Below are 24,273 nucleotides of genomic sequence, written 5' to 3'. Positions count from 1 at the left end.
TGTTAAAGGAGAATACCCATGGAAGCTCTCTTGGAATTAATATTTGGCAATTTCTTTATTGTTCTGCTGATCATTGTGGGGATTTTAAGTTTTTTGCGGGATAATGCTGCCAAGCAGAAGGAAGAAGAACAAAGAAGAAGGCGATCAAGACAGCATCCTGCACCTAAAACGTCACAGGCGCCACCATCTTCACGTGATGACATTCAAACGAGCAGCAGGAGTACATTGGAAAGAGCCAGGGAAACGATTTCCTCTTCAACGATAGAAGAGCAGCAAAAAGAACAGATGGAAAAACTGGCCAATCGTTTTAACACAAAGGCCAATGAAGCAATGGATGAGCTGCAGGAAGAGTTTTCTGATACTAAAAGTGTATTGAGGGAAAAGAGTAAGGACCTTTCCAAAGAACAGGAAGAAATAAAAACTGGTGTCTCTCAAAGTTTGAGAGGAAAAGGGTTAATAAACGGCATTATTATGTCGGAAGTTTTAGGCCCGCCCAGGGCAAGAAAGCCTTACCGAAGTGTTATTACAGAAAGAAGAAATGGATAAAATGGCAATATAAGCCTAAGTAGTCTAATAACGTCTTTTATATAAAAACCGATGAGAAAGCTTTTGTTTCTCATCGGTTTTTTATTTTTAATCATCTTCAACTATTCTTTTGTTTTCTCTAAAAAAATACCATACCGACCACCGACCGCGCACCGACATTTTCACCTCCAGAAAGAAGGGGAACACGATTGGCAACCTTATAATTCCCCTGGATATATTGAATACCTGCAATTTTTTCGATTCCTGTTTTTGCAACGATGTGCATTCTGGTAATTTCGATGACTTCGGTTACATGTTTGCCTATGGCTTTCTCTTTATTAATACCAAGAAATTCACAATAATTTTGGTTATAGGTTAAACACAATTTACATATTTCCAAGTTCTTATTACGTAACCTTTTTCATAAATATGATGAAGAGAGGGGGCTTCATGAATGAAAATCTGGCAACAGGGAATGAAACCATGGTTGATAAAATACCTGGCCCTTCCATCCGATGTTGTTCTTGAATTACCGAGAATAACAATCGTCGGAAATTTACATGTGTATGTTGAAAATCACCAGGGATTGATCACTTATTCGGAAACAGAGCTTAAATTGAAATCAAATAAGGGGTATATCCGGATTACGGGTACATCATTTGTTCTGAAAATGATGCTCCCGGAGGAAATATTATTAGAAGGGATGATCAAAGAGGTGGAATTTATCCCGGAATAAGGAGGGTGTCATGAAACAAATACAAGGGTCCTTTTTCACAGGATATGTAACCATTTCAGTGAGGGGAAATCAACCGGAGCTTTTCTTTCAATTATGTGCCCGAAATGGTGTCACCGTATGGAATATAAAAAAAACAGCTGCTGATCAATGTAAAGGGAATGTTAAACTCCAGGATGTAAAAACGCTGAAGCACTTGAGAAAGAATACTAATTATAAAATCCGATTTATACAAAAAAAAGGTGTTCCTATATACGCAAGCCGATTTTTAAAAAGAAAGGAATTGCTTACCGCCGGCGTACTGAGTATCCTGCTAATATTATTTTTATCGAATATTATCTGGGAAGTAAAGGTTACCGGTGTACCTAAGGATATTGAAGAAAAAATCACAAAACAGCTGGACAGCTATGGGGTACATTCGGGCGCATGGAAATTCTCCATTGATTCACCGAAAGCAATACAAAAAAAACTCGTGGAGGATGTGCCTGAATTACTTTGGGTTGGGGTGGATCAAAAAGGGACAACCTACAACTTGGAAGGTGTAGAAAAAGTAATTGTTGAAGAAGAAGAAGTGGACGGACCGCGACACCTGGTTGCCACGAAAAAAGGGGTAATAAAAAACTTGTATGTTACTGAGGGGATCCCTCAGGTAAGTGTGAATGATTACGTGGAGCCCGGAGATATACTGGTTTCCGGAATTATAAATGAAGAGAGGAAAGAAGATGAGGATGAAGAGAATGATGAAGAACCGGAATACGTTGCTGCAGATGGAGAGGTAACTGCTACCACTTGGTATGAAGCAGAGGTTACCATCCCCTTGCAGTCCAATCTTGAAGTCCTCACTGGAAATCAGGAAAAAAAATACTATCTCAGGTTGGGGAATAAACAGTTTCCTGTCTGGGGTTTTTCTGAGCCTGATTATCAGGCGATCCATAGGGAGGCAGACGAGAGACCCATCCATTTTATGAAATGGGAATTGCCAATTTCCTTTGTGGAGATGAGTCTGAATGAAATGCTGTATGAAGAGGAAGAGAGAACGGAGGAAGAAGCAGTTCGAATTGGCATTGAACAGGCGAAAAATGAATTGGCTTTACAACTCGGGCAAAAAGCTGAAATTATATCTGAAAAAGTTTTGCATGAAAGTACAGACAGTGGTAAAGTTAAAGTAAACTTATATATAAATGCAGAAGAAGATATTGCGAAAGTACAACCAATAGAACAAGGAGATTAAGTATGTCAGAGAACCTCACGGAAATCGATCTACAATTGACGGATCCAAATGAAGCAATGGCTTTATTTGGCATTAACGACAAATTTCTTTTACAACTTGAGGAATTATTGAATGTGTCTATTGTAACCCGCGGAGAACAAATCAGTGTTTCCGGGAAAAAAGAAAGTATTGTATTGCTTGAAGAAATATTGCCGGCTTTATTAACGGTAATCAGAAAAGGACTGACAATTTCTGAAAGGGACGTCGTATATGCTGTTGACCTTGCTAAAAAAGGGAAATTAAGCCAATTTGAAACTCTTTTTGAGGATGAAATAACGAAAAATGTACATGGTAAATCAATCCGGGTTAAAACACTAGGGCAAAAAAGATATATTGCATCCATCAGGGCAAATGACCTTGTATTCGGTATTGGGCCTGCAGGTACCGGGAAAACATACTTGGCAGTGGTCATGGCGGTTCATGCCCTGAAGAACGGCATGGTCAAAAGAATTATACTTACAAGGCCTGCAGTGGAAGCAGGGGAAAGCCTCGGTTTTTTACCAGGGGATTTAAAAGAAAAGGTAGATCCATATTTACGTCCCTTATATGATGCCCTGCATGATGTACTTGGTGCTGAACATACATTAAGGCTTATTGAAAGAGAAACGATAGAAATCGCCCCGCTTGCATATATGCGCGGAAGAACCCTTGATGATGCATTTGTAATTCTGGATGAAGCACAAAATACGACACCTGAACAAATGAAGATGTTTCTGACCCGTCTGGGATTTGGTTCAAAAATGGTCGTAACCGGAGATATTACTCAAATCGACCTCCCCAAGGGTGTTAAATCAGGCCTGCAAATTGCCGATCGGCTTTTGAGTAATGTAAAAGGGATTTCATTTGTACACCTTGATGCAACAGACGTGGTAAGACACCCATTAGTACAGCGGATTATTGAAGCATATGAAATAAATAATTAGATAACGGCAGTAAGACCCTGAGGAATGGGTCTTATTTCTCTATTTACCGGGGTGAATGAAATGAAGAATATAGTAAGAAAAGGAAAATCATTTTTTACCCATTTTAATAATAAGATATTAATCTTATTTGGCATATTCTTCTTAGCGGTTTTTTTCTTTTTTATAACGATATCGAACGTGTCCATGGAGACATATGATATTGAGAGGTTTACCAATGCCAGAGACACCATCCGTTCTCCAATTACAATAGAAAATGAGCAGGCTACACAGAGGCAAATCCGGGAAACAGTACAGGCTGTGGAAGACAGGTATAATATATCGGAGGAAGTCACGGAAGAACGAATGGAATATGTAATGGAGATTTTTGAAGCAATCTCCAAGCTTGATAATGAAAGTTTGAGGCCGGAGGAAGACGGTGATGAACAGTTGCCGGTTCCGGTTTCCAACAGGGAAAAAGTACAACAGCTGAAAGAAATCCTCTCAGCGGAAATTACAGAATCCGTCAATGACAGTGTGTTTATCAATCTGGTTGAAACTTCAGAAAGAGAAAGGGAAGATGCCCTGAACCTCTTTGTAAACGTCCTGGAAGAAACGATGCAGGACGGGGTACGAACAGAAAATATTCAGAGTGCCAAGTCCACGATGAAGCAAAGTATTAGTTATTCTGAACTGTCTCCGGAAATAAAAAATGAATTGAATAGGCTAACTGATTTTGCCGTAGTTGAAAACTCTTTTTTTGATATGGAAAAAACGATGGAAGCAAGAAGGGATGCTGCTTCCGGAGTTGATCCTGTTGTTATCAGGGCCGGAGAAGTAATAGTAAGAGAAGGTCAAACGATTACAAATGAAATTTATGAGGAACTGACTATGGTAGGAGCATTGGATAATGACCGGAACCTATATCCACTTATCGGTCTTGCTATATTGCTTATCATTATTTCCTTTATTGCTGCCCATGAATTGTTCTGGCTGGCCAGGAAGAAAAAACTTGATCGGCGAAAAATTATCGCTGTACTTATTATAAGTATTATGGTTGCTTCATTCATGAAAATTGTAAGTTTATATACAACTGAAGGTAATAATCTGTTCTTTGCTGTTCCTGTTGCGACCGGAGTTTTATTAATTAAACAATTGATTCATGAAAGGGCAGCCATTGTATTTAGCGTGCTTTATGCGATTTTGGGAAGCATAATTTTTAATGGCCAAATTCCCGGTTCATTAAATATTGAAGCAGGAATCTTCTTTCTCCTTGCTCAACTGGGAGGCATTATCTTTTTAATGAATGTTAAAGACCGCTTGTCCATCTTGAGGTCTGGTATCGGCATGACGATCATTAATGTATTGACTGTACTATTATTTTTATTTCTCTCTATTGAGAAATATTCCACCTTTGATATTTTAATTCAATCATCTTTCGGCTTGGTTTCGGCCTTTCTTTCAGCAGTACTAATGATAGGACTGCTTCCGTTTTTTGAAACAGGTCTTGGAATTTTATCCGATATTAAATTACTCCAGCTCTCCAGTCCGAATCAGCCTTTATTAAAAAAGTTGTTGACAGAAGCGCCGGGTACATATCATCACTCCGTTATGGTGGCAAATTTGAGTGAAACTGCATGTGAAGCCATTGGTGCAAATGGTTTGCTGGCAAGAGTGGGGGCATATTATCATGATATTGGGAAGACCGTTCGACCGCATTATTTTATAGAGAACCAATTGTCCATTAATAATCCGCATGATGTAATTACACCGAAGCAGAGTGCGGAAATTATCATCAGCCATCCATATGAAGGAGCGGAGATGCTGAGAGAACACCGCCTGCCCAAGGAGATAATTGATATTGCTAAACAACATCATGGCACTACACTTCTGAAATATTTTTATTATAAAGAGAAGGAAACAAATAAACACGTCAAAGAAGAAAACTACCGCTACCCCGGACCCAAACCACAAACAAAAGAGGCGGCAATCGTCTGCATCTGTGATTCTGTGGAAGCAGCTGTTCGCTCCTTAAAAGAGCCGACAGAGCAAAAAATAGAGGAGATTGTTTCTTCCATTGTGAATGACCGTATGACAGACGGACAGTTAAATGACACTCCTTTAACATTGCAGGAGTTGGATGTGGTTCATCGAACGGTTTGTGATGCGTTGAAGGGAATATTCCATTCGCGTATTCAATATCCCATGAAGGAGGCAAAATAATGCATATTGACTTTCTTGATCAGACAAGATCTGTGCAAAGCGATTATATCGATTTATTGCAGCAGCTAATTATTTTTACCGCAAAGCAGGAGGGTATTTCAAGCGAAGCCGAAATCTCCATAAATTTTGTGGATAATAATGAGATAAAGGAATTAAATCGCAATTACCGGCAGAAAGATGAACCAACAGATGTAATTTCATTTGCCATGCAGGAAATGGTGGAAGGTGAATTGGAAATCGTCGGGGAAGAGATTCCATTAACGCTTGGTGATATTGTCATTTCTGTTGATAAAGCGGTAGAACAGGCATCAGAGTACAATCATTCGCTGGAGAGAGAACTTTGCTTTTTGGCTGTTCACGGCTTTTTGCATTTATTGGGATATGACCATATTAATAAAAAAGATGAAGAAATTATGTTTAAACGGCAGGAAGAGATCTTAGGCGGGTTCGGCATTGAAAGATAAAAAAAGATCCATCGGTTTTTCTTTTGCATGGAATGGTTTGAAGCAGGTTACGAAACTGGAGAGGAACTTTCAAATCCACCTGGTATTCGCCGTTATTATTATTATATTTGGTTTTCTTTTTCAATTAACACGACTGGAATGGGCCATAATTATTTTCGCCATCGGGTTTGTTTTAGTGACGGAACTAATAAACACCGTAATTGAAAAAGTAATTGATTATATAAAGCCTGATATTCACCCTACGGCAAAATTGATCAAAGATTATGCTGCAGGAGCTGTTTTGGTAACGGCAATCACTGCTGTTCTAATCGGTATGATTATTTTTGTACCCAAGCTCTATATATTATTTTAACCAAAAAGCCCTGGGACTGCGCGTGAATGCTCGTCCCACCAAAAAGCCTTGCGATCAGCGTGAAGGCTTTTTTATATTGCTTTAATTTTCTCGGGGCGAATAAGAGAAAGTTTTTTCTTGTTTTGTCGAATACATGAAAGTGCTCTGTAATTATAGTATGATTATGATGAGAAAACGAGGCTGATCGAAAAGCCGCTTGTTTTTTGTGAACTTGTTTTAGTGAACAGAAGAATTCATATTTCCATCGGAAAATGGGTATAGAAAAGTAATAAACTTTGAAAGGCTGTCTTGGAGGAAATAGTATGCACACAACATTTAAATCAGGATTTATTGCGATTATCGGAAGACCAAACGTAGGAAAATCAACTTTCATGAATAAAGTCATCGGGCAAAAAATCGCTATTATGAGCGATAAGCCGCAAACAACACGGCATAAAATTCAAGGGGTATTAACAGAAGAAGATAACCAAATGGTTTTTATCGACACACCCGGTATTCACAAGCCAAAACATAAGCTTGGAGACTTTATGGTAAATTTGGCAGAGAATACGTTGAATGAGGTTGATGCCATCCTTTTTATGATTAACGCAGAGGAAGGCTATGGAAAGGGGGACCAATATATATTGGACAGACTGCAAAAGGTAAACAGCCCGGTTTACCTGCTTATTAATAAAATTGACTTGGTTCACCCGGATGATTTATTTCCATTAATCGATCAATATAAAGACAAATATGATTTTCAGGAAATTATTCCAATCTCGGCATTGCAAGGCAACAATATAAACAGGTTGCTGGAAATTTTAAAAAGGAACTTCCCGGAAGGTCCACAATATTACCCTAGTGACCAGGTAACGGATCACCCGGAAAGATTTTTAATGGGAGAACTGATAAGGGAAAAAGTATTGGAGTTAACACGTGAAGAGATTCCCCATTCCATTGCGGTTGTCATCGAGCATATTGAACAAAGGGATTCGGATACCCTGTTCATTCAAGCAACGATTATTACGGAAAGAAAGACACAAAAAGGCATCCTGATTGGAAAGCAAGGCAGCATGCTGAAAAGTATAGGAAAAAAAGCCCGTCAGGATATAGAAAACCTATTAGGCACAAAAGTATTTCTGGAACTGTGGGTGAAGGTAAAGAAAGATTGGCGAAACAGGCAGCAGCAGCTGCAGGAATACGGTTTTCGGGATGATGAATATTAAACATGGAAAATTTTAATACACATGGACTTTTCGCGGAGGGAAACGATAAGAAGGAAACACTTTAAAGAAGAAAGGTGTGGTTTCTTGTGATTGATCTTACCTGGAAAGTATTTAGTCAGACGGGAAACATTGAAACTTATTTACTCATGAAACAAATTGAAAATGAATCCGATTCATCATGGAGAGAAGCGGTAACCGAAACCGAAAATAAAGAGGTCCATTCTGTGGACAGCAAAATATAACGTACTTGGTCAGCTTTATATAAAATCGGCTCCTTTGTCAATCTGATTTGATATAATAGACAATACAATTGAAAAAGTGGCCTTTTCACAGGCTGCTATGGGGAAAGCTTTAGTTAAACATATGCAGGAAAGAAGGATTTATGCTTTCTTTTCTGCTGAGGAAATGGAAAGGGGAAGCTGAGTGCTGGAAAAAATTGAAGGGGTTATTATAAAATCCAATGATTACGGTGAATCACATAAAATAGTAACAGTTTTCAGCAAAAAACTTGGTAAAATCTCCGCCTTGGCAAGGGGAGCCAAAAAGCCTAAAAGCAGAATGGCAGCAGTCACACAGCCATTCATCGTGGGCCAATTTTACATGTATGTGAACAGCGGTTTAAGTACCATTCAACAAGGGGAAGTGGTCAATTCCTTTCGGGCGGTGCGTGAAGATATTGTCAAGACGGCATTTACTGCGTATATCGTTGAATTAACAGATAAACTGACTGATTCACAAAGTCCGGACGGTTTTCTGTATGAAGAACTTCTGGATACGATGAGATGGATAGAAACAAATGAAGATACTGCTGTTCCGATCATGATGTATGAATTAAAAATATTTAAAAGAGGCGGCTTTGCACCAACCGTTGACAGTTGCATTAATTGCGGCGGAATAAAAGGGCTTACTTCTTTTTCCGTGCGGGAAGCAGGATTACTGTGCAATGGGTGTGAGGGTTTAGATCCAAATGCGTTTTCAATATCCCCCGCTGTTGCAAAATTATTGTATACATTTAGTAAAGTGGAATTAAAGCGAGTAGGGACCATCTCAGTAAAACAGGAGAATGTCAACCTGCTTCGAAAAATTATCGATGCTCATTATGAACAATACGGTGGCTACTTTCTTAAATCCCGAAAGGTAATTAACCAGCTTCATTTATTAAAATAAATAGGTTTTGATTGACAGATCGTCTTTCATTGTCGTACCATTCTACATATGAATAATATAATGAATAGGCACTGATGGAGAAGAGTACTTTTTGTTCCCTGTATAAAGCGAGTTCAGGACAGTGAAAGCTGAACAATAAAGCAAAAAGGAAAGGCGCTCCGGAGCACTTGTGATAAAGTGGCTTCTTGGAAATGAAGCAATTAGGGTGGAACCGCGGGTCGATATCCCGTCCCTATGTCTTGTTAAGGCATAGGGACGGGATTTTTGAGTTTGGATGCTATTTTTAAAGCGGAGATGAAGGAAAATGTGACGTAACTTTAAATGTTGTTCGGGCATCGATTATCGCTCCGGAAATACACTACCTGTCCGCCCGAAGTGATTACAGACGGTAGGTGTTGCTGAGACTTAGTAAATAACGAGTAGTTACATCGCAGTTTTTGTAAAAAGAGCTTAGCAGGAAAAAATTTAGCAGTTGAAGGGAGATTTGATGATGAATATACAGGAAATGATCTTAAACCTGCAGAAATATTGGTCTGAAAAAAATTGTATTATCATGCAGGCTTATGATGTGGAAAAAGGAGCGGGCACCATGTCACCGATGACATTGCTGCGGAGCCTTGGACCCGAACCTTGGAATGTGGCGTATGTGGAACCATCAAGAAGACCTGCCGATGGAAGGTACGGAGATAACCCGAACCGTTTATATCAGCACCATCAATTTCAGGTTATTATGAAACCATCCCCGGATAATATCCAGGAATTATATTTGAATTCCCTCATACAGCTGGGGATTGATCCGAAAAAACACGATATTCGCTTTGTGGAGGATAATTGGGAAAACCCCACATTGGGGGCTTCCGGTTTGGGTTGGGAAGTATGGCTTGACGGCATGGAAATTACACAATTTACTTACTTTCAACAAATCGGGGGACTGGAGGCCGACCCTGTTTCCGTCGAATTGACATATGGAATTGAACGGCTTGCTTCCTATATTCAGGACAAAGAAAATGTTTTTGATTTGGAATGGACCGATGGTGTAACAGTTGGCGATATATTTTACCAGCCTGAATATGAACACTCCAAATATACTTTTGAGACTTCCAATACTGATATGCTGTTTAACCTGTTTTCCACTTATGAAAAGGAAGCAAAAGCTACGATGGAGAAGGGGCTTGTGTTCCCTTCCTATGATTACGTACTGAAATGTTCCCATGTTTTTAATTTGCTTGATGCCAAAGGAGTTATTTCCGTGACGGAAAGAACTGGTTACATTAAAAGAGTCAGAACACTTGCCAGAGAGATAGCCAAAGCATATGTAACAGAAAGGGAAAGGCTTGGATTTCCGATGTTAAAGCAAGAGGAGGGGAATGTTAGTGGCTAAGGATGTTTTATTTGAAATCGGACTAGAAGAATTGCCTGCAAGATTTATCGACCAGGCTGAGAAAGAACTGCGGGAAAAAACTGCAGACTGGCTGGATGAATTAAGAATTAAGTATGAATCGATTGATTCCTTTTCCACCCCGAGAAGACTGAGCGTAATTATTACCGGACTGAGTGATCAGCAGACCTCTCTGGAAGAAGAAGTTAAAGGTCCTGCGGAAAAAATAGCAAAAAATGCTGAAGGCAATTGGTCCAGAGCAGCAGAAGGCTTTACCCGGGGACAAGGAAAAACAGTTGAAGATATTTATATAAAAGAAGTAAAAGGAACACCGTATATTTTTGTAAAAAAATATGTTGAAGGTGAACAAACAGCGACTATTTTGCCCGAATTCAAACATATCATACTCTCCCTTACATTCGGCAAAAACATGCGTTGGGGTGCTGAATCCGTACGATATGCCCGTCCGATCCGATGGATTGCTGCTTTACACGGGGAAAAGATTATCCCTTTTGAAATTGCCGGAGTTCGTTCAGGAAACATTACCTACGGACACCGATTTTTAGGAGATAAAATCACCTTAACAAATCCAGAAGAATATGAAGCAGCTTTATTGGACAACTATGTTATTGGAAATGCAAAAAAACGGGAGCAGCGGATTGTAAAAGAAATAAAAGAATTGGAAGCTAAAGATAATATTCAGGTTCCAATCGAGGAAAGCTTATTGGTTGAAGTAAGAAATCTGGTTGAATATCCTACCGTCTTTACCGGCAAATATGATGAATCATTTTTGACATTGCCACCAGAAGTGTTAATTACTTCAATGAAGGAACATCAGCGTTATTTTCCTGTAAAATCAACATCAGGGGATTTGCTTCCTCGATTCGTTGGCGTTCGAAACGGAGATGATCATGAGCTTGAGACAGTGGTGAAAGGTAATGAAAAGGTACTTCGTGCCAGATTGCAGGATGCCAAGTTTTTCTATGAAGATGACAAAAGGAACTCGCTTGATTATTATTTAGCGAAATTAGAGCGTGTTGTATTCCAGGAAAAACTGGGGACCTACCATGATAAAGTACAAAGAGTAGTGCATATAACAGAAGAATTGACGAAATTGCTTCAGCTGGATTCATCTACTTCCCGCTCAGCAATCCGTGCTGCAGAAATCTGCAAATTTGACTTGATGACGAATATGGTCAATGAATTTACCGAACTCCAAGGAATAATAGGAGAAAAATACGCGCTGACTTTTGGTGAAAGCGAACAGACGGCAAAAGCGGTGGGTGAGCATTACATGCCAGTCCACGCAAATGCAAAGCTGCCGCAAACCATGGAAGGTTCCCTTGTCAGTATTGCTGATAAACTGGATACCGTCGTAGGCTGTATATCGGTTGGTCTGAAGCCGACCGGATCACAGGATCCTTATGCATTAAGGCGCCAGGCTGCCGGTATTTTAAAAATATTAAATGAGAATGAATGGAATATTTCACTCGAACATATATTGGTCGTTGCTGAAAAACTATTTGAAAAACAAGCACAGTCAGCAACGTGGAAAGAGGATGTCCGTTCCTTCTTTAATTATCGTACTCAGGTGATTTTGAAAGACAACGACTTGGAGCAGGATGTGATTCAGGCTGTACTTCATCAGGGTGTAGGTGTTATTCATTATACTGCCGAGAAAGCAAATGTCCTGTCCGAAAAACGTCATGAGGCAATATTCAAACCGGTACACGAAGCTCTTGTCCGTGTATTGAATATAGCGAACAAAACGGATCTTACGGAGGTTAATACAGCTTTATTAAAAACGGATTCCGAAAAAGTATTATATGAAAAGTTTCTGAGTTCGAGGGATCAGTTTATGGAACTGAATAATAAATTGGACGCACGTAAGACACTTGCTGTAATTGGGGAACTTACAGAGGAAATACATGACTTCTTTGAACATAATATGGTGATGGCAGATGAAGAAGAATTGAAAAACAATAGATTGGCTATGATGAACAACATCGCTGTTCTAATCAAAAACTACGCCGATCTGTCACAAATTGAATGGAAGCAAACCTTCTAAACATGTCACCCGTAATTTCCTTTTTCTTTAATTTAGGATATAATATTAATAAGTAGTATGTCACAATTGGTGGTGAAAAAATGGAACTAACTAACAGACAGGAATTGATTATAGAAATAGTAAAAGAAAATGGACCAATTACGGGTGAGAAGATAGCAGATCGTCTTAGTCTGACGAGAGCTACACTAAGGCCGGACTTAGCCATTTTAACGATGGCCGGATTTTTGGAGGCAAGGCCTCGCGTTGGATATTTTTATACCGGAAAAACCGGTACAGAACTACTAACCGAACAAATGAAGAAGTTCAAAGTTCATGAATATCAGCATGTACCTATTGTGGTGAAGGAAAATGTATCAGTTTATGATGCTATCTCCACCATGTTTTTAGAAGATGTAGGAACACTTTTTGTTGTTGATGACAATGCAGCTTTAACCGGTGTCCTCTCCCGAAAGGATTTACTCCGGGCTAGTATTGGCCAGCAGGACTTGAATGCTGTTCCCGTTCATATTATTATGACAAGAATGCCAAATATAACCGTATGCAGGAAAGATGATTTATTGTTGGAAGTAGCAAAACAGCTTATGCAAAAGCAGATTGACGGAGTACCGGTTGTAAAAGATACCGATCACGGACTGGAAGTGATAGGAAGAGTTACAAAAACAACTATTACAAAGGCCTTTGTCGAGCTGATTTCAGATGAACATTTATAAGTAAAAGAGGTGTATGCTTGTGGGCAAATTACCAAACGTGTATATATTGTCAGACTCTGTTGGGGAAACGGCTGAACTTGTAATTAAAGCGGGGTTGAGCCAATTTAACAGCGGCGATTATCAAATTCAGCGTGTCCCATATGTGGAAGATAAAGAAACCGTTGATGAAGCAATCCAACTGGCAAAAGAAAAAGAGGGATTAATCGGATTTACACTCGTTGATCCCGAGCTGAGAAATTATGTGAATACGCAGGCTGACAAATGGAATATAGAAGCGATTGATATTATGGGGCCGACACTTTCAGCAATGGAAAAAGTGTTTAAGATTCAGCCTAAGCTTGAAGCCGGTCTTGTACATAAACTGGATGAAGATTATTTCAAGCGGATTGAAGCCATTGAGTTTGCGGTTAAATACGATGATGGGCGGGACACAAGGGGCATTGCAAGAGCAGATATTATACTTATAGGCGTTTCACGGACTTCAAAAACACCATTATCCCAATTTTTGGCACACAAAAGATTAAAAGTAGCCAATGTACCTATTGTGCCGGAGGTAGATCCGCCGGAGGAGTTATTGGAAGTGGACCCGGCAAAATGTGTCGGCCTTCGCATCAGTCCGGAAAAACTGTATGAAATCAGAAGGGAACGACTGAAAGCATTGGGTTTGGGGGATCAGGCAACCTACGCCAACATGGAGAGGATTCATACTGAACTCTCCTACTTTGATAAAACCGTGGAAAGGATTGGCTGCAAAGTAATTGATGTCTCGAATAAGGCTGTTGAAGAAACAGCAAATAATATTTTGCAGGTTATCCGTGACAAAACATACGGTGAATGATCTTGAAGCTTTATGAACATACTGTGTAAGAGACTACCCTGTACAGGGTTAGTCTTTTTGCTTTATGGCTTAATCCATTGCCGGACTCAAACTTTTTAATAGCATTTTTAAGCATTATGTATTATAATTGATTTTTGTGTAAAGATTAGTAATTAGAAACAATCGTTCTATATCTACCCTGGAACATATTCTGAAAAATAAAACATTCATAAACATGAAGGATTATAAAAGGGTGATGTAGAATTAAGTACATGAAGTGAAGTGATATTAATTCGTATGCAGTGGTAAGCTTGAGTATTGATCCTTTAAAATACAGTTCGGTATTGGCCGAAAGTAGAAGTTGAAAAGGGGGTTTATCCTTTAACTCCCAAGGTAACATAGTAACAATAGCGGTTTATAGCGTTTAAACGCTGCAAAGCGAATGTTACTACGATTAATTTTAAACCCTTCTGGCATAAATAAAAGCATCCCTTGTTGGATGAAGGCTGTAAGAAGGTATTTTTTTCGCCCGAACAGAAAAAAATGTCGAATTATAAAGGATTTTTTTCATAAAACTTGAATATATATATAGTATGGTGATTTTAAAATGGCCAAACACACAATTCCCGAGGATGTAATTGAAGAAATCCGATCATCCAATGATATTGTGGATGTGATTGGAGAATACATCCAATTAAAAAAGCAGGGAAAGAATTTCTTTGGATTATGCCCTTTTCATGGAGAAAAAACGCCATCCTTTTCGGTTACACAGGAGAAACAAATTTTCCATTGTTTCGGTTGCGGAAAAGGGGGGAATGCCGTTACCTTTCTCATGGAAATGGAAAGCTATTCGTTTTATGAAGCTATAAAACATCTTGCAGACAGAGCTGGTAAAACCCTTCCTGAACCATCAGGGAAACAAGAAACTTCCAAACTTTCGGATGAAAATCAGCAAACCCTGGAAGCTTATGATTGGCTGACAAAATTGTACCATCACTTAATCCGTTATACAAAAGATGGCAAAGAAGGATACCGTTATTTTACTGATAGAGGAATTACCGATGAAGCCATCGATGTATTTCAACTGGGGTTTGCTCCTAATATAAAAGGTTTTACAGCTGAGTTTCTGGGAAAGAAAGGTTTTCATCAGCAGATGCTTGTGAAAAATGGCCTGGTAAGTATGCTTGACGACGGGTCAACCATGGACCGCTTTGGTGGACGTGTGATTTTTCCTATTAGAAATCATCTGGGAAAAACAGTGGCATTTGGCGGACGATCTCTTGGAGAGCAGGAACCAAAATATTTAAACAGTCCTGAAAGTGAACTGTTCCAAAAGGGTAAGCTGTTCTACAACTTTGACCTAGCAAAAAGATATATACGAAAAGAGAGCCAGGCTATTTTATTCGAAGGTTACTTGGATGTTATTACGGCGTATCAGGCGGGAATAAAAAATGTAATTGCCACCTTGGGAACTTCGCTTACAAACACCCAGGCAAAACTGTTAAATCGGTACGTGGATACAGTTATTCTTTGCTATGATGGGGATGAAGCAGGAATGGAAGCTGCTTACAAGGCTGCTGTTTCATTAAGACAGGCCGGCTGTGATGTGAGGATAGCCCAACTTCAGGATGGGATGGACCCTGATGACTTTATTAAGACCCATGGCAAGGATGTCTTTGAAAAAAAAGTAATAAAAGCCAGTGATACTTTTATGGCTTTTTATATGCGTTATATGAAAAAGGATTACAATTTAAGCCTGGAATCCGATCGCATCAACTATATAGAAAAAGTGCTCCAGCAGCTGGCTGCAATCAAAAGCTCTGTTGAAAGGGAATATTATTTAAAAGAACTCAGCAATGAATATGATATATCCATGGAAACATTAAAGGAAGAACTGCAGCTCTATCGCAATAAACCGGGATTTCAAAACGAAATTCGTAACGAAAAAGAATACAGCAAAAAGGCATTGAATTACTACAATAATAAAAGGTTGCTCCCGGCATTTCATAATGCAGAAAGAAAACTGCTGCAATATATGTTGCAGGATGCAATGATTGCGGAAAAAACACGCGAGGAAATTGGTGCAAATTTCACGATTGATGAACATAAAATAATAGCAACCCATTTATATGCTTTTTATGAAGAAGGCAATCCGGCTGATGTCAGCCTGTTTATAGATCATTTAAGCAATGAAAGTGTTAAACAGCTTGTCATAGAAATAGCCATGAATATGGAAGGGAAAGAAATCAGTGACAGGGAGATCAATGATTATATAAGGATCATACGCACTGAAAATAGTGAAAAGCCAAGTATTCAATCACTGAAGGAACAACAGCAGATGGCCGAAAAACGGAATGATCCGTTGAAAGCGGCGGAAATAGCTGTGCAAATTATGGAAATGGAAAAGGAATTAAAAAATACTTTTTGATGTAAAGCAGTCTGGAAGGAGGGGGACTCATGGCAGAAAATAAACCTTCACAAACAAAGGAAAATGAGCCGGAGCAATCACTGGATCAGGCAAAAGATCAATTGCTTGAAATAGGAAAAAAACGTGGTGTTCTGGCATATGAAGAGATAGCGGACCGGCTGTCCAGTTTTGTGATTGAATCCGATCAAATGGATGAATTTTATGAGTACCTGGGAGAACAAGGTGTTGAAGTAATAGGTGAATCTGAAGACGATCCAAGCATGCAGCAGATTGCCAAAGAAGAAGAATTTAACTTAAATGATTTGAGTGTCCCGCTGGGAATAAAAATCAATGATCCTGTTCGTATGTATCTGAAAGAAATCGGACGTGTTGATTTACTCTCAGCTGCAGAGGAGATCGATCTGGCCACTAAAATTGAAAATGGAGATGAAGAGGCAAAACGCAGGCTGGCTGAAGCAAATCTTCGGCTCGTAGTCAGTATTGCAAAAAGGTATGTAGGACGCGGAATGCTATTTCTTGATCTTATTCAGGAAGGAAATATGGGATTAATTAAAGCAGTGGAAAAGTTTGATTATCGAAAAGGTTTTAAATTCAGTACCTATGCGACATGGTGGATCCGCCAGGCGATAACAAGGGCGATTGCGGATCAGGCAAGAACTATTCGTATCCCTGTCCATATGGTGGAAACGATAAACAAGCTTATCCGTGTCCAGCGCCAACTGTTGCAGGATTTCGGCAGAGAACCTACCCCGGAGGAAATCGGCGAGGAAATGGAACTATCCCCGGATAAAGTACGGGACATTTTAAAAATTGCTCAGGAGCCTGTTTCCCTGGAAACACCAATCGGCGAAGAAGATGATTCTCATTTAGGTGACTTTATTGAAGACCAGGAAGCTGTTTCACCTTCCGATCATGCATCATATGAATTATTAAAAGAACAGCTGGAAGATGTATTGGACACGCTGACTGACAGAGAGGAAAATGTATTACGACTTCGTTTTGGACTGGATGATGGCCGTACCAGAACATTGGAAGAGGTCGGCAAAGTATTTGGAGTAACCCGTGAGAGAATTCGACAGATTGAAGCGAAGGCTCTCCGTAAACTTAGACACCCTAGCAGAAGCAAACGGTTAAAAGATTTTTTGGATTAATATGATGGTCATTGGTCACAATTAGGTGACTATGGCTGTCATATACATAATGCTGCAATCGTTGATACCTCATTTATTTTTACAGAGATGATCATTTTACAGCAATGTAAAAAAGTATTCACTTATAAATACTTTAAACTATCCACATTTTCAAGTAAAATATATATAGTCTTTTATCTATCTTAGAATAAGGGGATTACATAAGGAGGAAAAGTCATGAGAAGAAACCCGGTTATACCATTTGCAACTATAGCAAGCATCGGCATACTTCTGGTAATTATCATCTCTTTTGTAGGAGCAAATCAGCGTGAGGATATAGCAGAAGAAGATGGGGACGATGTACAGACGGAAGAAGCACAGGAAGAGGAAACACAAGAGGGGGAAACCGCCGGTGACCCTGAAGAAGTTTATCAAAATAGCTGTGCATCCTGCCATGGTGCTGATTTATCAGGAGGAGCCGGACCTGAACTTGTTGAAGTTGGAAACCGAATGAGTGAAGAAGAAATATTTGAAATTATTATGGAAGGCGAAGGCAGTATGCCGGGTGGCCTTGTAAGTGAAGAAGAAGCAGAAGCCATTACCACATGGCTTTCAGAAGATCAATAAACTATAAAATAAAAGCTTTCTGCGATAAACAGAAAGCTTTTATTTTCGTGCCGGAAAAGAGTGGAAGTTACATTGGAAAATAATATTCCTGTATATTTGCCATTTACTTAGTTATAGACAGAAAGAAAGTAGAGATGGTATGAAAAAGATGATAAATTTGTCAAAACGGCTGGAAAAGGCAGCGTCCTATTTACCTGAAGGAAGCTTATTTGCTGACATAGGCTCTGACCACGCTCATTTGCCCTGCTATATATGTTTGGCGGATCCGACTGCCAGAGCAATTGCCGGAGAAGTTAATGAAGGACCATACAGCAATGCAGCTAAGACGGTGAAAAATTATAATTTGGAAGACAGAATTGCTGTCCGACTGGGAAATGGACTGGAAGTTATTCAGCAGGGGGAAATAAACGAACTTGTCATTACAGGAATGGGCGGCACATTAATTCGTTCCATTCTGGAGTCAGGGAAGAATAAACTTGTTGGAGTTAACCGAATTATTGCACAACCGAACAATGAAGCCGCCACATTAAGAAAGTGGCTTGACTTGCACAGTTATACGATTATGGATGAGGATATTTTGGAAGAAAATGGTCATACTTACGAAATACTTATGGCAGAACACCAGAAAAAACATTATCCATTAACGGAAAAAGAAATATTGTTCGGGCCGGTTTTAATGAGAAGGCAATCAGCTGTATTTATCAGAAAGTGGGAACAGGAATTTCAAAAGTACAAGCGAGTAATAGAAAATATGAAAATGGCACAAGTACCAAATGAAGAAAAAATACAGCATTTTAATGAAAAAATGAATTTAATAAAGGAGGTCATCCGATTTGAGGAATAAGGATATTTTTAACGTAATGGAGAAATGGGCGCCTCGCAACTTTGCGTATGAATGGGATAACGTTGGTTTGCAGATCGGCTCTTCCCATAATGAAGTGAAGCGTGTAATGGTAACACTGGATGTTATGGAAAATGTCGTGGATGAAGCGATTGATCAGGACGTTGATTTAATTATTTCCCATCACCCCCTTCTTTTTCAGCCCATGAAACAAATAGATACGAATACACCGAAAGGCCGCATAGTGCAAAAATTAATTCAGCATAATATTTCTGTTTACTCCTCACATACTAATCTGGATATCGCGTCTGGCGGTGTAAATGATATATTGTGTGATGTAATAGGCATTAAAAACACAGTAAATTTAATACAAACTGAAAAACAACAACTTTTTAAAGTCGTTATTTTTGTTCCCGAATCCCATAAAACAAAGGTTATGGATGCGATGAGTGCGGCCGGTGCAGGACACATAGGCAATTACAGCCATTGTACCTTTCAGACGAAGGGCCAGGGAACGTTTAAACCATTGGAAGGCACTAATCCATATATCGGAAATCAGAACGAATTGGAATTTGTCGATGAAGTAAAAATTGAATCTATTATAGAAGAAGATAAATTAAATAAAGTTATTTCCAGCATGGTTCATGCCCATCCATACGAAGAAGCTGCCTACGATATTTATCCTTTGGCAAATGAAGGTATGACACATGGCCTTGGGAGGATTGGCGAACTTCAACAACCGAAGCATGTAGAAGATGTTTGCAATCATATTAAAAATGTGCTTGATCTTAAGGCGTTACGGGTGACCGGAGACCTTGATAAAGAAGTGAAAAAGGTTGCAGTGTTGGGAGGGAGTGGTGAAAAATATTGGTCTCATGCATTGCGGAAAGGAGCCGATGTTTATATAACCGGCGATATGACTTTTCATGCAGCACAGGAAGCATGGCAGTATGGGCTGGTAATTATAGACGTTGGTCATTATTCAGAGCATGTGATGAAATCTGCTGTAAAAAGATATTTGGACCAGGAATTGGAAAATGCTGACGTCGAAGTGATTGAATCCGTATTAAGTACGGATCCTTTTCAAACGTTTTAATCAGCTATTTCACTCCATAATGAAAAGGAGTTTACCATAATGACAAAGAAGACATTTGAGAATTTCTCTTTCAACCCTTCCTTATATGAAGCAATCAGGAAATTAAAATTTCAAAAACCGACTGAAATACAATCAAAGGTCATTCCAGCAGTGTTGAACGGTGAAAGTGTCATTGGAAAGTCAAGGACAGGTTCCGGAAAAACCCATGCATTTCTTCTGCCATTGGTAAATCAGCTTGACCCGGAAAAGAATCATGTTCAATTTGTAATAACAGCCCCAACTAGAGAGCTGGCTATGCAGCTTTATGACGAGCTAAAAAAAGTCATCCAATATGCTGACATGGAACATCAATGGAAAATGAAGCTATTAACAGGCGGGACCGATAAACAGAGAATGATGGAAAAACTAAAAGAGCCACCACATATTGTCGTGGGTACACCGGGAAGAATTCTTGACCTGGTAAAGGAAGAAGCATTATCCATTTTTAAAGCTTCGTCCTTTGTCATAGATGAAGCAGACTTAATGCTGGACCTGGGGTTTATTCAAGACGTAGACCAGCTGCTGGTACGAGCCAATCAGGATATTCAGTTACTCGTTTTTTCGGCTACAATACCTGAAAAGCTGGAACATTTTTTGAAAAAGTACCTTCAAAATCCGACTTATGTTAAAATGGATGAGCATTTTTCACCGGAAAAAATGGAGCATCGATTAATACCCCTAAAGCATCGGGATGAGGCGGAAGTTATTATGGAAATCTCGAAAGCCATCCAGCCTTATTTGGCCATCATTTTCACCAATGGCAAAAACCAGGCAAATGAGCTTGCGGCTGCTTTGCAGGAAAAGGGTCTGAATGCTGGTCTCATACATGGCGGACTTGCTCCCAGAGAACGGAAGCGGGTTTTAAAAGAGATTCAGAATTTGCGGTACCAGTATATTGTTGCTACAGATTTAGCATCAAGAGGTATTGATATAAAAGGAGTTAGCCATGTGATCAATGCCCAGCTTCCCAAAGAAGAACATTTTTATATTCATCGGGTAGGAAGAACTGCGCGTGCTGGTCATGAAGGAACTGCGATAAGCCTTTATCATGATGAAGACCTTAAATTGATCGAAAAATTGGAGTTAAAAGGGCTGACTTTTACGTATGTGAACGTAAGCAATGGGGAATGGCGGCAAACAAAATCATGGAATAAGCGGGCCCAAAGAACAAATGTAACAACAGACCTGGATAGAGAAGCATGGAAGCGTGTCAGAAAGCAAAAAAAAGTAAAACCGGGATATAAAAAGAAAATGAAACAGCAACAATTGAATATGAAAAAAAAATTAACGAAGAAAAGAACACACAGAAAATAGATAATAATAGGGAGAGGTGCAGGAATTGCTTAAACTTGGATCACATGTTTCAATGAGCGGAAAAAAAATGCTTTTGGCATCCAGTGAGGAGGCTGTTTCTTACGGTGCCAACACATTAATGATATATACAGGAGCACCCCAGAACACAAGAAGAAAACCAATAGAAGAGCTGAACATTGAAGCCGGCAAAGAACATATGGAGCGAAATGGCATAGAAGATATTGTTGTCCATGCCCCATATATTATTAATATTGGCAATGCCAAAAAACCGGAAACGTTTGAGTTGGGAGTCAATTTCCTCCGTAATGAAATGGATCGGACAGCAGCAATTGGTTCAGGACAAATTGTCCTCCATCCGGGTTCCCATGTTGGAGAAGGTGCAGAAACCGGCATTCGGAAAATTATCGAAGGCCTGAATGAAGTGCTTGAAAAAGATAAGAATGTGCAAATTGCACTTGAAACAATGGCAGGAAAGGGATCCGAAATTGGCAGGACATTTGATGAACTGGCTGCAATTATCGATGGGGTGACCCACAATGAAAACTTGTCCGTATGCTTGGATACATGCCATATTCACGATGCCGGGTACGATGTCGTAAATGATTTTGACGGGGTTTTAAATGAATTTGATAAGATCATTGGAATTGATCGGATTAAAGTGGTTCATGTCAATGACAGCAAAAATGAAAGAGGAGCCCATAAAGACCGCCACGAAAATATTGGATTCGGCCATATTGGGTTTAAAGCACTGCATCATGTCATTTTTCATCCACAACTGGAAAAACTGCCAAAGATCCTGGAAACACCTTATGTCGGAGAAGACAAAAAGAATAAGAAACCACCGTACAAATACGAGATAGAAATGATTAAAGCAGGAGAATTTGATGCAGAGCTAAAAGAAAAAATTATGAATTCCTAAATTTGGAAAGCTGCCCATAAGAACGGGCAGCTTTCTTCATTCAAGCAAATGTTCCAGGCCATACGATTTGATCAGCTCGTGAAATAATTCTTGTGCTTTCTTTGCAGTCTTTTTATCCGTAATACGAGCAAGCTCTTGAAGCATTTGTCGTCTTCCTTCCAAATGAAAAGGGTCAACAGAATTAGTTCTGAGGAATGCTGTAATTTCTTCCGCTTCCTGTCTGTTTAAGGCAAAACCGTATTCCTTTCCATAATAAAGAAGCTCCTCGACACTTACCTGCTTTAATTTTCTGGAAACAAATTCCTTTATAAAAATGGACATTAAACTACTCCTTTTCGATTGACATATTGCTGCTATACTATATGCAATCAAAGCGAAAAAATAAACTTGGCCAGAACGAGGTGGCAAAAAATAACATAATATAAATACAGCTTATCCATAAACTATAAATGCACCTCAACCTGAAGAAAAGGAGGTCTTTGCTATGCCTGAGTTTAACGATAACAATGGTAGGAACGTGCAACAGGCACCAAGACATGGACAAAACGCTGATCGAGATATAGAAAGCGCCAGAAACGAAGAATACGCTGCGGAAATCACTGCTGATGGTCACGATCGTGCGTTGGATAAAGATAATATAAGACACGACGAAGAAATAAATACAACGTATGGCTGGATTGGAATTGCTTTATCCATAATTGCATTCTTCATGTGGCCAATAATTATGGGTGGAGCAGGAATTATTCTCGGTTTTGTTTCCAGAAGCCGTGGTGCAGATACGTTAGGGAACATTGCCATTGCTGCAGGGGCGATCGCTATCGTTATTACCCTATTTATCCTGCCTTTCGTATAAATAAAAGGACTGTTTCCAGGATGGGGACAGTCCTTTTATATTTATGTAAAAAGGAGTTCGAAACAAAATTTAATATAATGGAAAGTAATAAAAATGTCCTGTTTTCAATTGATAGGGGTCAGCATTCGGATTCATTAACTTAAAATCCTCTATAATCCGGTCCATATCCAATACAGTCATTTCTGTTTCATTGATGTTTTCCATGATGGATAAAATAGTGTCTCCATGTTGTACTTTTATATAAACAGCATTATAATTTGTTATAGTGTCATCTTCTTTTCCAGGGTGGGTATTATTTTCTAATGAACCGACATGAAGATCTTTATAAACACTAAATAAAAATAAGAAAACGATGGAATAAATCAATATTTTTTTCATGCTGACACTCCTTTGATGAAACTAAATATAAAAGTATTTCGTATTTACAGGTAGAGGGAAAAGGGGGAATTTATATGGACATCTTTGACTTGCAGTGGATAGCTCTTGTTATCACCGGTTTGGGTACGCTGTTTTTGTTGGGGGAAGTGCTTGTAAATATGCGCGGTTTCTTTGCGTTAATGGGTATCGGTTTTATTACAGTATATTTTACCGCCTATGTTGAAACGAGCTCTTTTATTCTCATGCTTATTATTTACTTTACCGGATTATTACTCATTGTAATCGATGGAAAATTATTAAATGACGGTACACTGGCTACATTGGGGCTGGCCAGCATGCTTATATCAGTTGCTCTTGCAGCACCCGATTTGACAAGTGGTTTATATGCAGTACTGGGTGTTCTGCTTGGTGGTGGCGCTTCCTTTCTGTTTTTAAAAGTATTCAAACGCCGTCAGATGTGGGATAAAATCACGCTGAGAGATCAGCTGACAAAGGAAGCTGGCTATAACTCGATCAATGAATCCTACGAACAATTGGTCAGCCAGGAAGGTATTACTCTGAACGACCTTCGCCCCGTCGGTACAATCAGGATTAATAATAAAGACTATAGTGCCGTTTCCAATGGGCAATGGATTGAAAAGGGTTCCGAAATAAAAGTCGTACAGGTGGATGGCACAAAGATACTTGTAGAAAAAGTAAAGAAGTAACAAAAAAGAAGATAATTTTCCGGATAGGAATATTATCTTTTTTTGTATGATCCCACCCTACATGGATGAGAAAGGAATGGTGGTACATCATAAACATATGAGCCATTGTAAATTCTACGTAAATTTTTGC

General features: G+C 39.2%; 26 protein-coding genes and 1 other annotated feature. Of the genes, 23 read left to right on the top strand and 3 right to left on the bottom strand.

All coding sequences use genetic code 11. The features are described 5' to 3' along the window. Positions 1–18: 18 nt before the first annotated feature. On the top strand, positions 19–546 hold the full coding sequence (locus tag ACZ42C_RS05555; RefSeq protein ID WP_461181404.1) for a hypothetical protein: 528 nt from the start codon (positions 19–21) through the stop codon (positions 544–546). 118 nt (positions 547–664) lie between these two features. Here ACZ42C_RS05555 and ACZ42C_RS05550 read toward each other — a convergent pair whose 3' ends face one another. After that, positions 665–910, bottom strand: coding sequence for a hypothetical protein (locus ACZ42C_RS05550; protein WP_461181405.1), 246 nt, complete (start codon positions 908–910; stop codon positions 665–667). Between the two features lie 69 nt (positions 911–979). On the opposite strand from ACZ42C_RS05550, the gene yqfC reads away from it, so the two are divergent. From yqfC to ACZ42C_RS05450, 20 genes are all read left to right on the top strand, one after another. Beyond that, positions 980–1,261: a sporulation protein YqfC gene (yqfC, locus tag ACZ42C_RS05545; RefSeq protein ID WP_461181406.1), complete on the top strand. Its 282-nt coding sequence runs from the start codon at positions 980–982 to the stop codon at positions 1,259–1,261. 10 nt (positions 1,262–1,271) lie between these two features. Next, a complete protein-coding gene (gene yqfD, locus ACZ42C_RS05540) occupies positions 1,272–2,489 on the top strand; it encodes a sporulation protein YqfD (protein ID WP_461181407.1) in 1,218 nt (405 codons plus the stop codon). 2 nt (positions 2,490–2,491) lie between these two features. Next, a complete protein-coding gene (locus ACZ42C_RS05535; RefSeq protein ID WP_461181408.1) occupies positions 2,492–3,451 on the top strand; it encodes a PhoH family protein in 960 nt (319 codons plus the stop codon). 60 nt (positions 3,452–3,511) lie between these two features. Next, on the top strand, positions 3,512–5,650 hold the full coding sequence (locus tag ACZ42C_RS05530; protein ID WP_461181409.1) for an HD family phosphohydrolase: 2,139 nt from the start codon (positions 3,512–3,514) through the stop codon (positions 5,648–5,650). Continuing rightward, positions 5,650–6,114: an rRNA maturation RNase YbeY gene (ybeY, locus tag ACZ42C_RS05525; RefSeq protein WP_461181410.1), complete on the top strand. Its 465-nt coding sequence runs from the start codon at positions 5,650–5,652 to the stop codon at positions 6,112–6,114. Before ACZ42C_RS05530 ends, ybeY begins: the two co-directional genes overlap by 1 nt. Beyond that, on the top strand, positions 6,104–6,466 hold the full coding sequence (locus tag ACZ42C_RS05520; protein ID WP_461181411.1) for a diacylglycerol kinase family protein: 363 nt from the start codon (positions 6,104–6,106) through the stop codon (positions 6,464–6,466). The genes ybeY and ACZ42C_RS05520 overlap by 11 nt, the downstream gene beginning before the upstream one ends. Before the next feature lie 302 nt (positions 6,467–6,768). After that, entirely contained in the window at positions 6,769–7,671 is a 903-nt protein-coding gene (gene era, locus ACZ42C_RS05515) for a GTPase Era (RefSeq protein ID WP_461181412.1), read from the top strand. A gap of 86 nt (positions 7,672–7,757) precedes the next feature. Then, entirely contained in the window at positions 7,758–7,913 is a 156-nt protein-coding gene (locus tag ACZ42C_RS05510; protein WP_461181413.1) for a YqzL family protein, read from the top strand. Positions 7,914–8,094: 181 nt separating this feature from the next. Then, positions 8,095–8,838 (top strand): DNA repair protein RecO, encoded by a 744-nt coding sequence (gene recO, locus ACZ42C_RS05505; protein ID WP_461181414.1) that lies wholly within the window; start codon positions 8,095–8,097, stop codon positions 8,836–8,838. A gap of 62 nt (positions 8,839–8,900) precedes the next feature. After that, positions 8,901–9,075: a binding site (T-box leader), on the top strand. A 253-nt stretch (positions 9,076–9,328) separates the two neighbouring features. Further along, on the top strand, positions 9,329–10,219 hold the full coding sequence (glyQ, locus tag ACZ42C_RS05500; RefSeq protein ID WP_461181415.1) for a glycine--tRNA ligase subunit alpha: 891 nt from the start codon (positions 9,329–9,331) through the stop codon (positions 10,217–10,219). Beyond that, positions 10,212–12,284, top strand: coding sequence for a glycine--tRNA ligase subunit beta (glyS, locus tag ACZ42C_RS05495; RefSeq protein WP_461181416.1), 2,073 nt, complete (start codon positions 10,212–10,214; stop codon positions 12,282–12,284). Before glyQ ends, glyS begins: the two co-directional genes overlap by 8 nt. Before the next feature lie 80 nt (positions 12,285–12,364). Further along, positions 12,365–12,994 carry a helix-turn-helix transcriptional regulator gene (locus ACZ42C_RS05490; RefSeq protein WP_461181417.1) on the top strand — a complete coding sequence of 210 codons (630 nt, stop codon included), beginning with the start codon at positions 12,365–12,367 and terminating at the stop codon, positions 12,992–12,994. A 13-nt stretch (positions 12,995–13,007) separates the two neighbouring features. Continuing rightward, positions 13,008–13,832 carry a pyruvate, water dikinase regulatory protein gene (locus ACZ42C_RS05485; protein WP_461181418.1) on the top strand — a complete coding sequence of 275 codons (825 nt, stop codon included), beginning with the start codon at positions 13,008–13,010 and terminating at the stop codon, positions 13,830–13,832. Between the two features lie 586 nt (positions 13,833–14,418). Further along, entirely contained in the window at positions 14,419–16,239 is a 1,821-nt protein-coding gene (gene dnaG, locus ACZ42C_RS05480) for a DNA primase (protein WP_461181419.1), read from the top strand. Positions 16,240–16,268: 29 nt separating this feature from the next. Beyond that, a complete protein-coding gene (gene rpoD / locus ACZ42C_RS05475) occupies positions 16,269–17,390 on the top strand; it encodes an RNA polymerase sigma factor RpoD (RefSeq protein ID WP_461181420.1) in 1,122 nt (373 codons plus the stop codon). A gap of 216 nt (positions 17,391–17,606) precedes the next feature. Then, complete coding sequence (gene cccA, locus ACZ42C_RS05470; RefSeq protein ID WP_461181421.1) at positions 17,607–17,996, top strand: cytochrome c550; 390 nt, start codon at positions 17,607–17,609, stop codon at positions 17,994–17,996. Between the two features lie 139 nt (positions 17,997–18,135). Then, positions 18,136–18,840, top strand: a complete 705-nt coding sequence (locus ACZ42C_RS05465) for a tRNA (adenine(22)-N(1))-methyltransferase (protein WP_461181422.1) — start codon at positions 18,136–18,138, stop codon at positions 18,838–18,840. Next, positions 18,830–19,933, top strand: a complete 1,104-nt coding sequence (locus ACZ42C_RS05460; protein ID WP_461181423.1) for a Nif3-like dinuclear metal center hexameric protein — start codon at positions 18,830–18,832, stop codon at positions 19,931–19,933. The genes ACZ42C_RS05465 and ACZ42C_RS05460 overlap by 11 nt, the downstream gene beginning before the upstream one ends. Positions 19,934–19,972: 39 nt before the next feature. Continuing rightward, positions 19,973–21,286, top strand: a complete 1,314-nt coding sequence (locus ACZ42C_RS05455; RefSeq protein ID WP_461181424.1) for a DEAD/DEAH box helicase — start codon at positions 19,973–19,975, stop codon at positions 21,284–21,286. Positions 21,287–21,311: 25 nt separating this feature from the next. Next, complete coding sequence (locus ACZ42C_RS05450) at positions 21,312–22,205, top strand: deoxyribonuclease IV (RefSeq protein ID WP_461181425.1); 894 nt, start codon at positions 21,312–21,314, stop codon at positions 22,203–22,205. Between the two features lie 36 nt (positions 22,206–22,241). On the opposite strand, the gene ACZ42C_RS05445 is transcribed toward ACZ42C_RS05450, so the two are convergent. Further along, positions 22,242–22,526, bottom strand: coding sequence for a DUF2624 domain-containing protein (locus tag ACZ42C_RS05445; protein WP_461181426.1), 285 nt, complete (start codon positions 22,524–22,526; stop codon positions 22,242–22,244). Between the two features lie 163 nt (positions 22,527–22,689). On the opposite strand from ACZ42C_RS05445, the gene ACZ42C_RS05440 reads away from it, so the two are divergent. After that, positions 22,690–23,058: a hypothetical protein gene (locus ACZ42C_RS05440; protein ID WP_461181427.1), complete on the top strand. Its 369-nt coding sequence runs from the start codon at positions 22,690–22,692 to the stop codon at positions 23,056–23,058. A 69-nt stretch (positions 23,059–23,127) separates the two neighbouring features. On the opposite strand, the gene ACZ42C_RS05435 is transcribed toward ACZ42C_RS05440, so the two are convergent. Then, positions 23,128–23,436: a hypothetical protein gene (locus ACZ42C_RS05435; RefSeq protein WP_461181428.1), complete on the bottom strand. Its 309-nt coding sequence runs from the start codon at positions 23,434–23,436 to the stop codon at positions 23,128–23,130. Between the two features lie 74 nt (positions 23,437–23,510). On the opposite strand from ACZ42C_RS05435, the gene ACZ42C_RS05430 reads away from it, so the two are divergent. Next, positions 23,511–24,143: an NfeD family protein gene (locus ACZ42C_RS05430; RefSeq protein ID WP_461181429.1), complete on the top strand. Its 633-nt coding sequence runs from the start codon at positions 23,511–23,513 to the stop codon at positions 24,141–24,143. Positions 24,144–24,273 lie beyond the last annotated feature (130 nt).

The sequence above is a fragment of the Virgibacillus kimchii genome, assembly GCF_055379185.1.
This window is presented reverse-complemented; position numbering and strand designations above follow the sequence as displayed.

Coding starts and splice junctions, on each gene's coding strand:
- ACZ42C_RS05555 (WP_461181404.1), top strand. CDS start 19: ATGGAAGCTCTCTTGGAATTAATATTTGGCAATTTCTTTATTGTTCTG.
- yqfC (WP_461181406.1), top strand. CDS start 980: ATGAAAATCTGGCAACAGGGAATGAAACCATGGTTGATAAAATACCTG.
- yqfD (WP_461181407.1), top strand. CDS start 1,272: ATGAAACAAATACAAGGGTCCTTTTTCACAGGATATGTAACCATTTCA.
- ACZ42C_RS05535 (WP_461181408.1), top strand. CDS start 2,492: ATGTCAGAGAACCTCACGGAAATCGATCTACAATTGACGGATCCAAAT.
- ACZ42C_RS05530 (WP_461181409.1), top strand. CDS start 3,512: ATGAAGAATATAGTAAGAAAAGGAAAATCATTTTTTACCCATTTTAAT.
- ybeY (WP_461181410.1), top strand. CDS start 5,650: ATGCATATTGACTTTCTTGATCAGACAAGATCTGTGCAAAGCGATTAT.
- era (WP_461181412.1), top strand. CDS start 6,769: ATGCACACAACATTTAAATCAGGATTTATTGCGATTATCGGAAGACCA.
- glyQ (WP_461181415.1), top strand. CDS start 9,329: ATGAATATACAGGAAATGATCTTAAACCTGCAGAAATATTGGTCTGAA.
- ACZ42C_RS05490 (WP_461181417.1), top strand. CDS start 12,365: ATGGAACTAACTAACAGACAGGAATTGATTATAGAAATAGTAAAAGAA.
- ACZ42C_RS05485 (WP_461181418.1), top strand. CDS start 13,008: ATGCTTGTGGGCAAATTACCAAACGTGTATATATTGTCAGACTCTGTT.
- dnaG (WP_461181419.1), top strand. CDS start 14,419: ATGGCCAAACACACAATTCCCGAGGATGTAATTGAAGAAATCCGATCA.
- rpoD (WP_461181420.1), top strand. CDS start 16,269: ATGGCAGAAAATAAACCTTCACAAACAAAGGAAAATGAGCCGGAGCAA.
- cccA (WP_461181421.1), top strand. CDS start 17,607: ATGAGAAGAAACCCGGTTATACCATTTGCAACTATAGCAAGCATCGGC.
- ACZ42C_RS05465 (WP_461181422.1), top strand. CDS start 18,136: ATGAAAAAGATGATAAATTTGTCAAAACGGCTGGAAAAGGCAGCGTCC.
- ACZ42C_RS05455 (WP_461181424.1), top strand. CDS start 19,973: ATGACAAAGAAGACATTTGAGAATTTCTCTTTCAACCCTTCCTTATAT.
- ACZ42C_RS05445 (WP_461181426.1), bottom strand. CDS start 22,526: ATGTCCATTTTTATAAAGGAATTTGTTTCCAGAAAATTAAAGCAGGTA.
- ACZ42C_RS05440 (WP_461181427.1), top strand. CDS start 22,690: ATGCCTGAGTTTAACGATAACAATGGTAGGAACGTGCAACAGGCACCA.
- ACZ42C_RS05435 (WP_461181428.1), bottom strand. CDS start 23,436: ATGAAAAAAATATTGATTTATTCCATCGTTTTCTTATTTTTATTTAGT.
- ACZ42C_RS05430 (WP_461181429.1), top strand. CDS start 23,511: ATGGACATCTTTGACTTGCAGTGGATAGCTCTTGTTATCACCGGTTTG.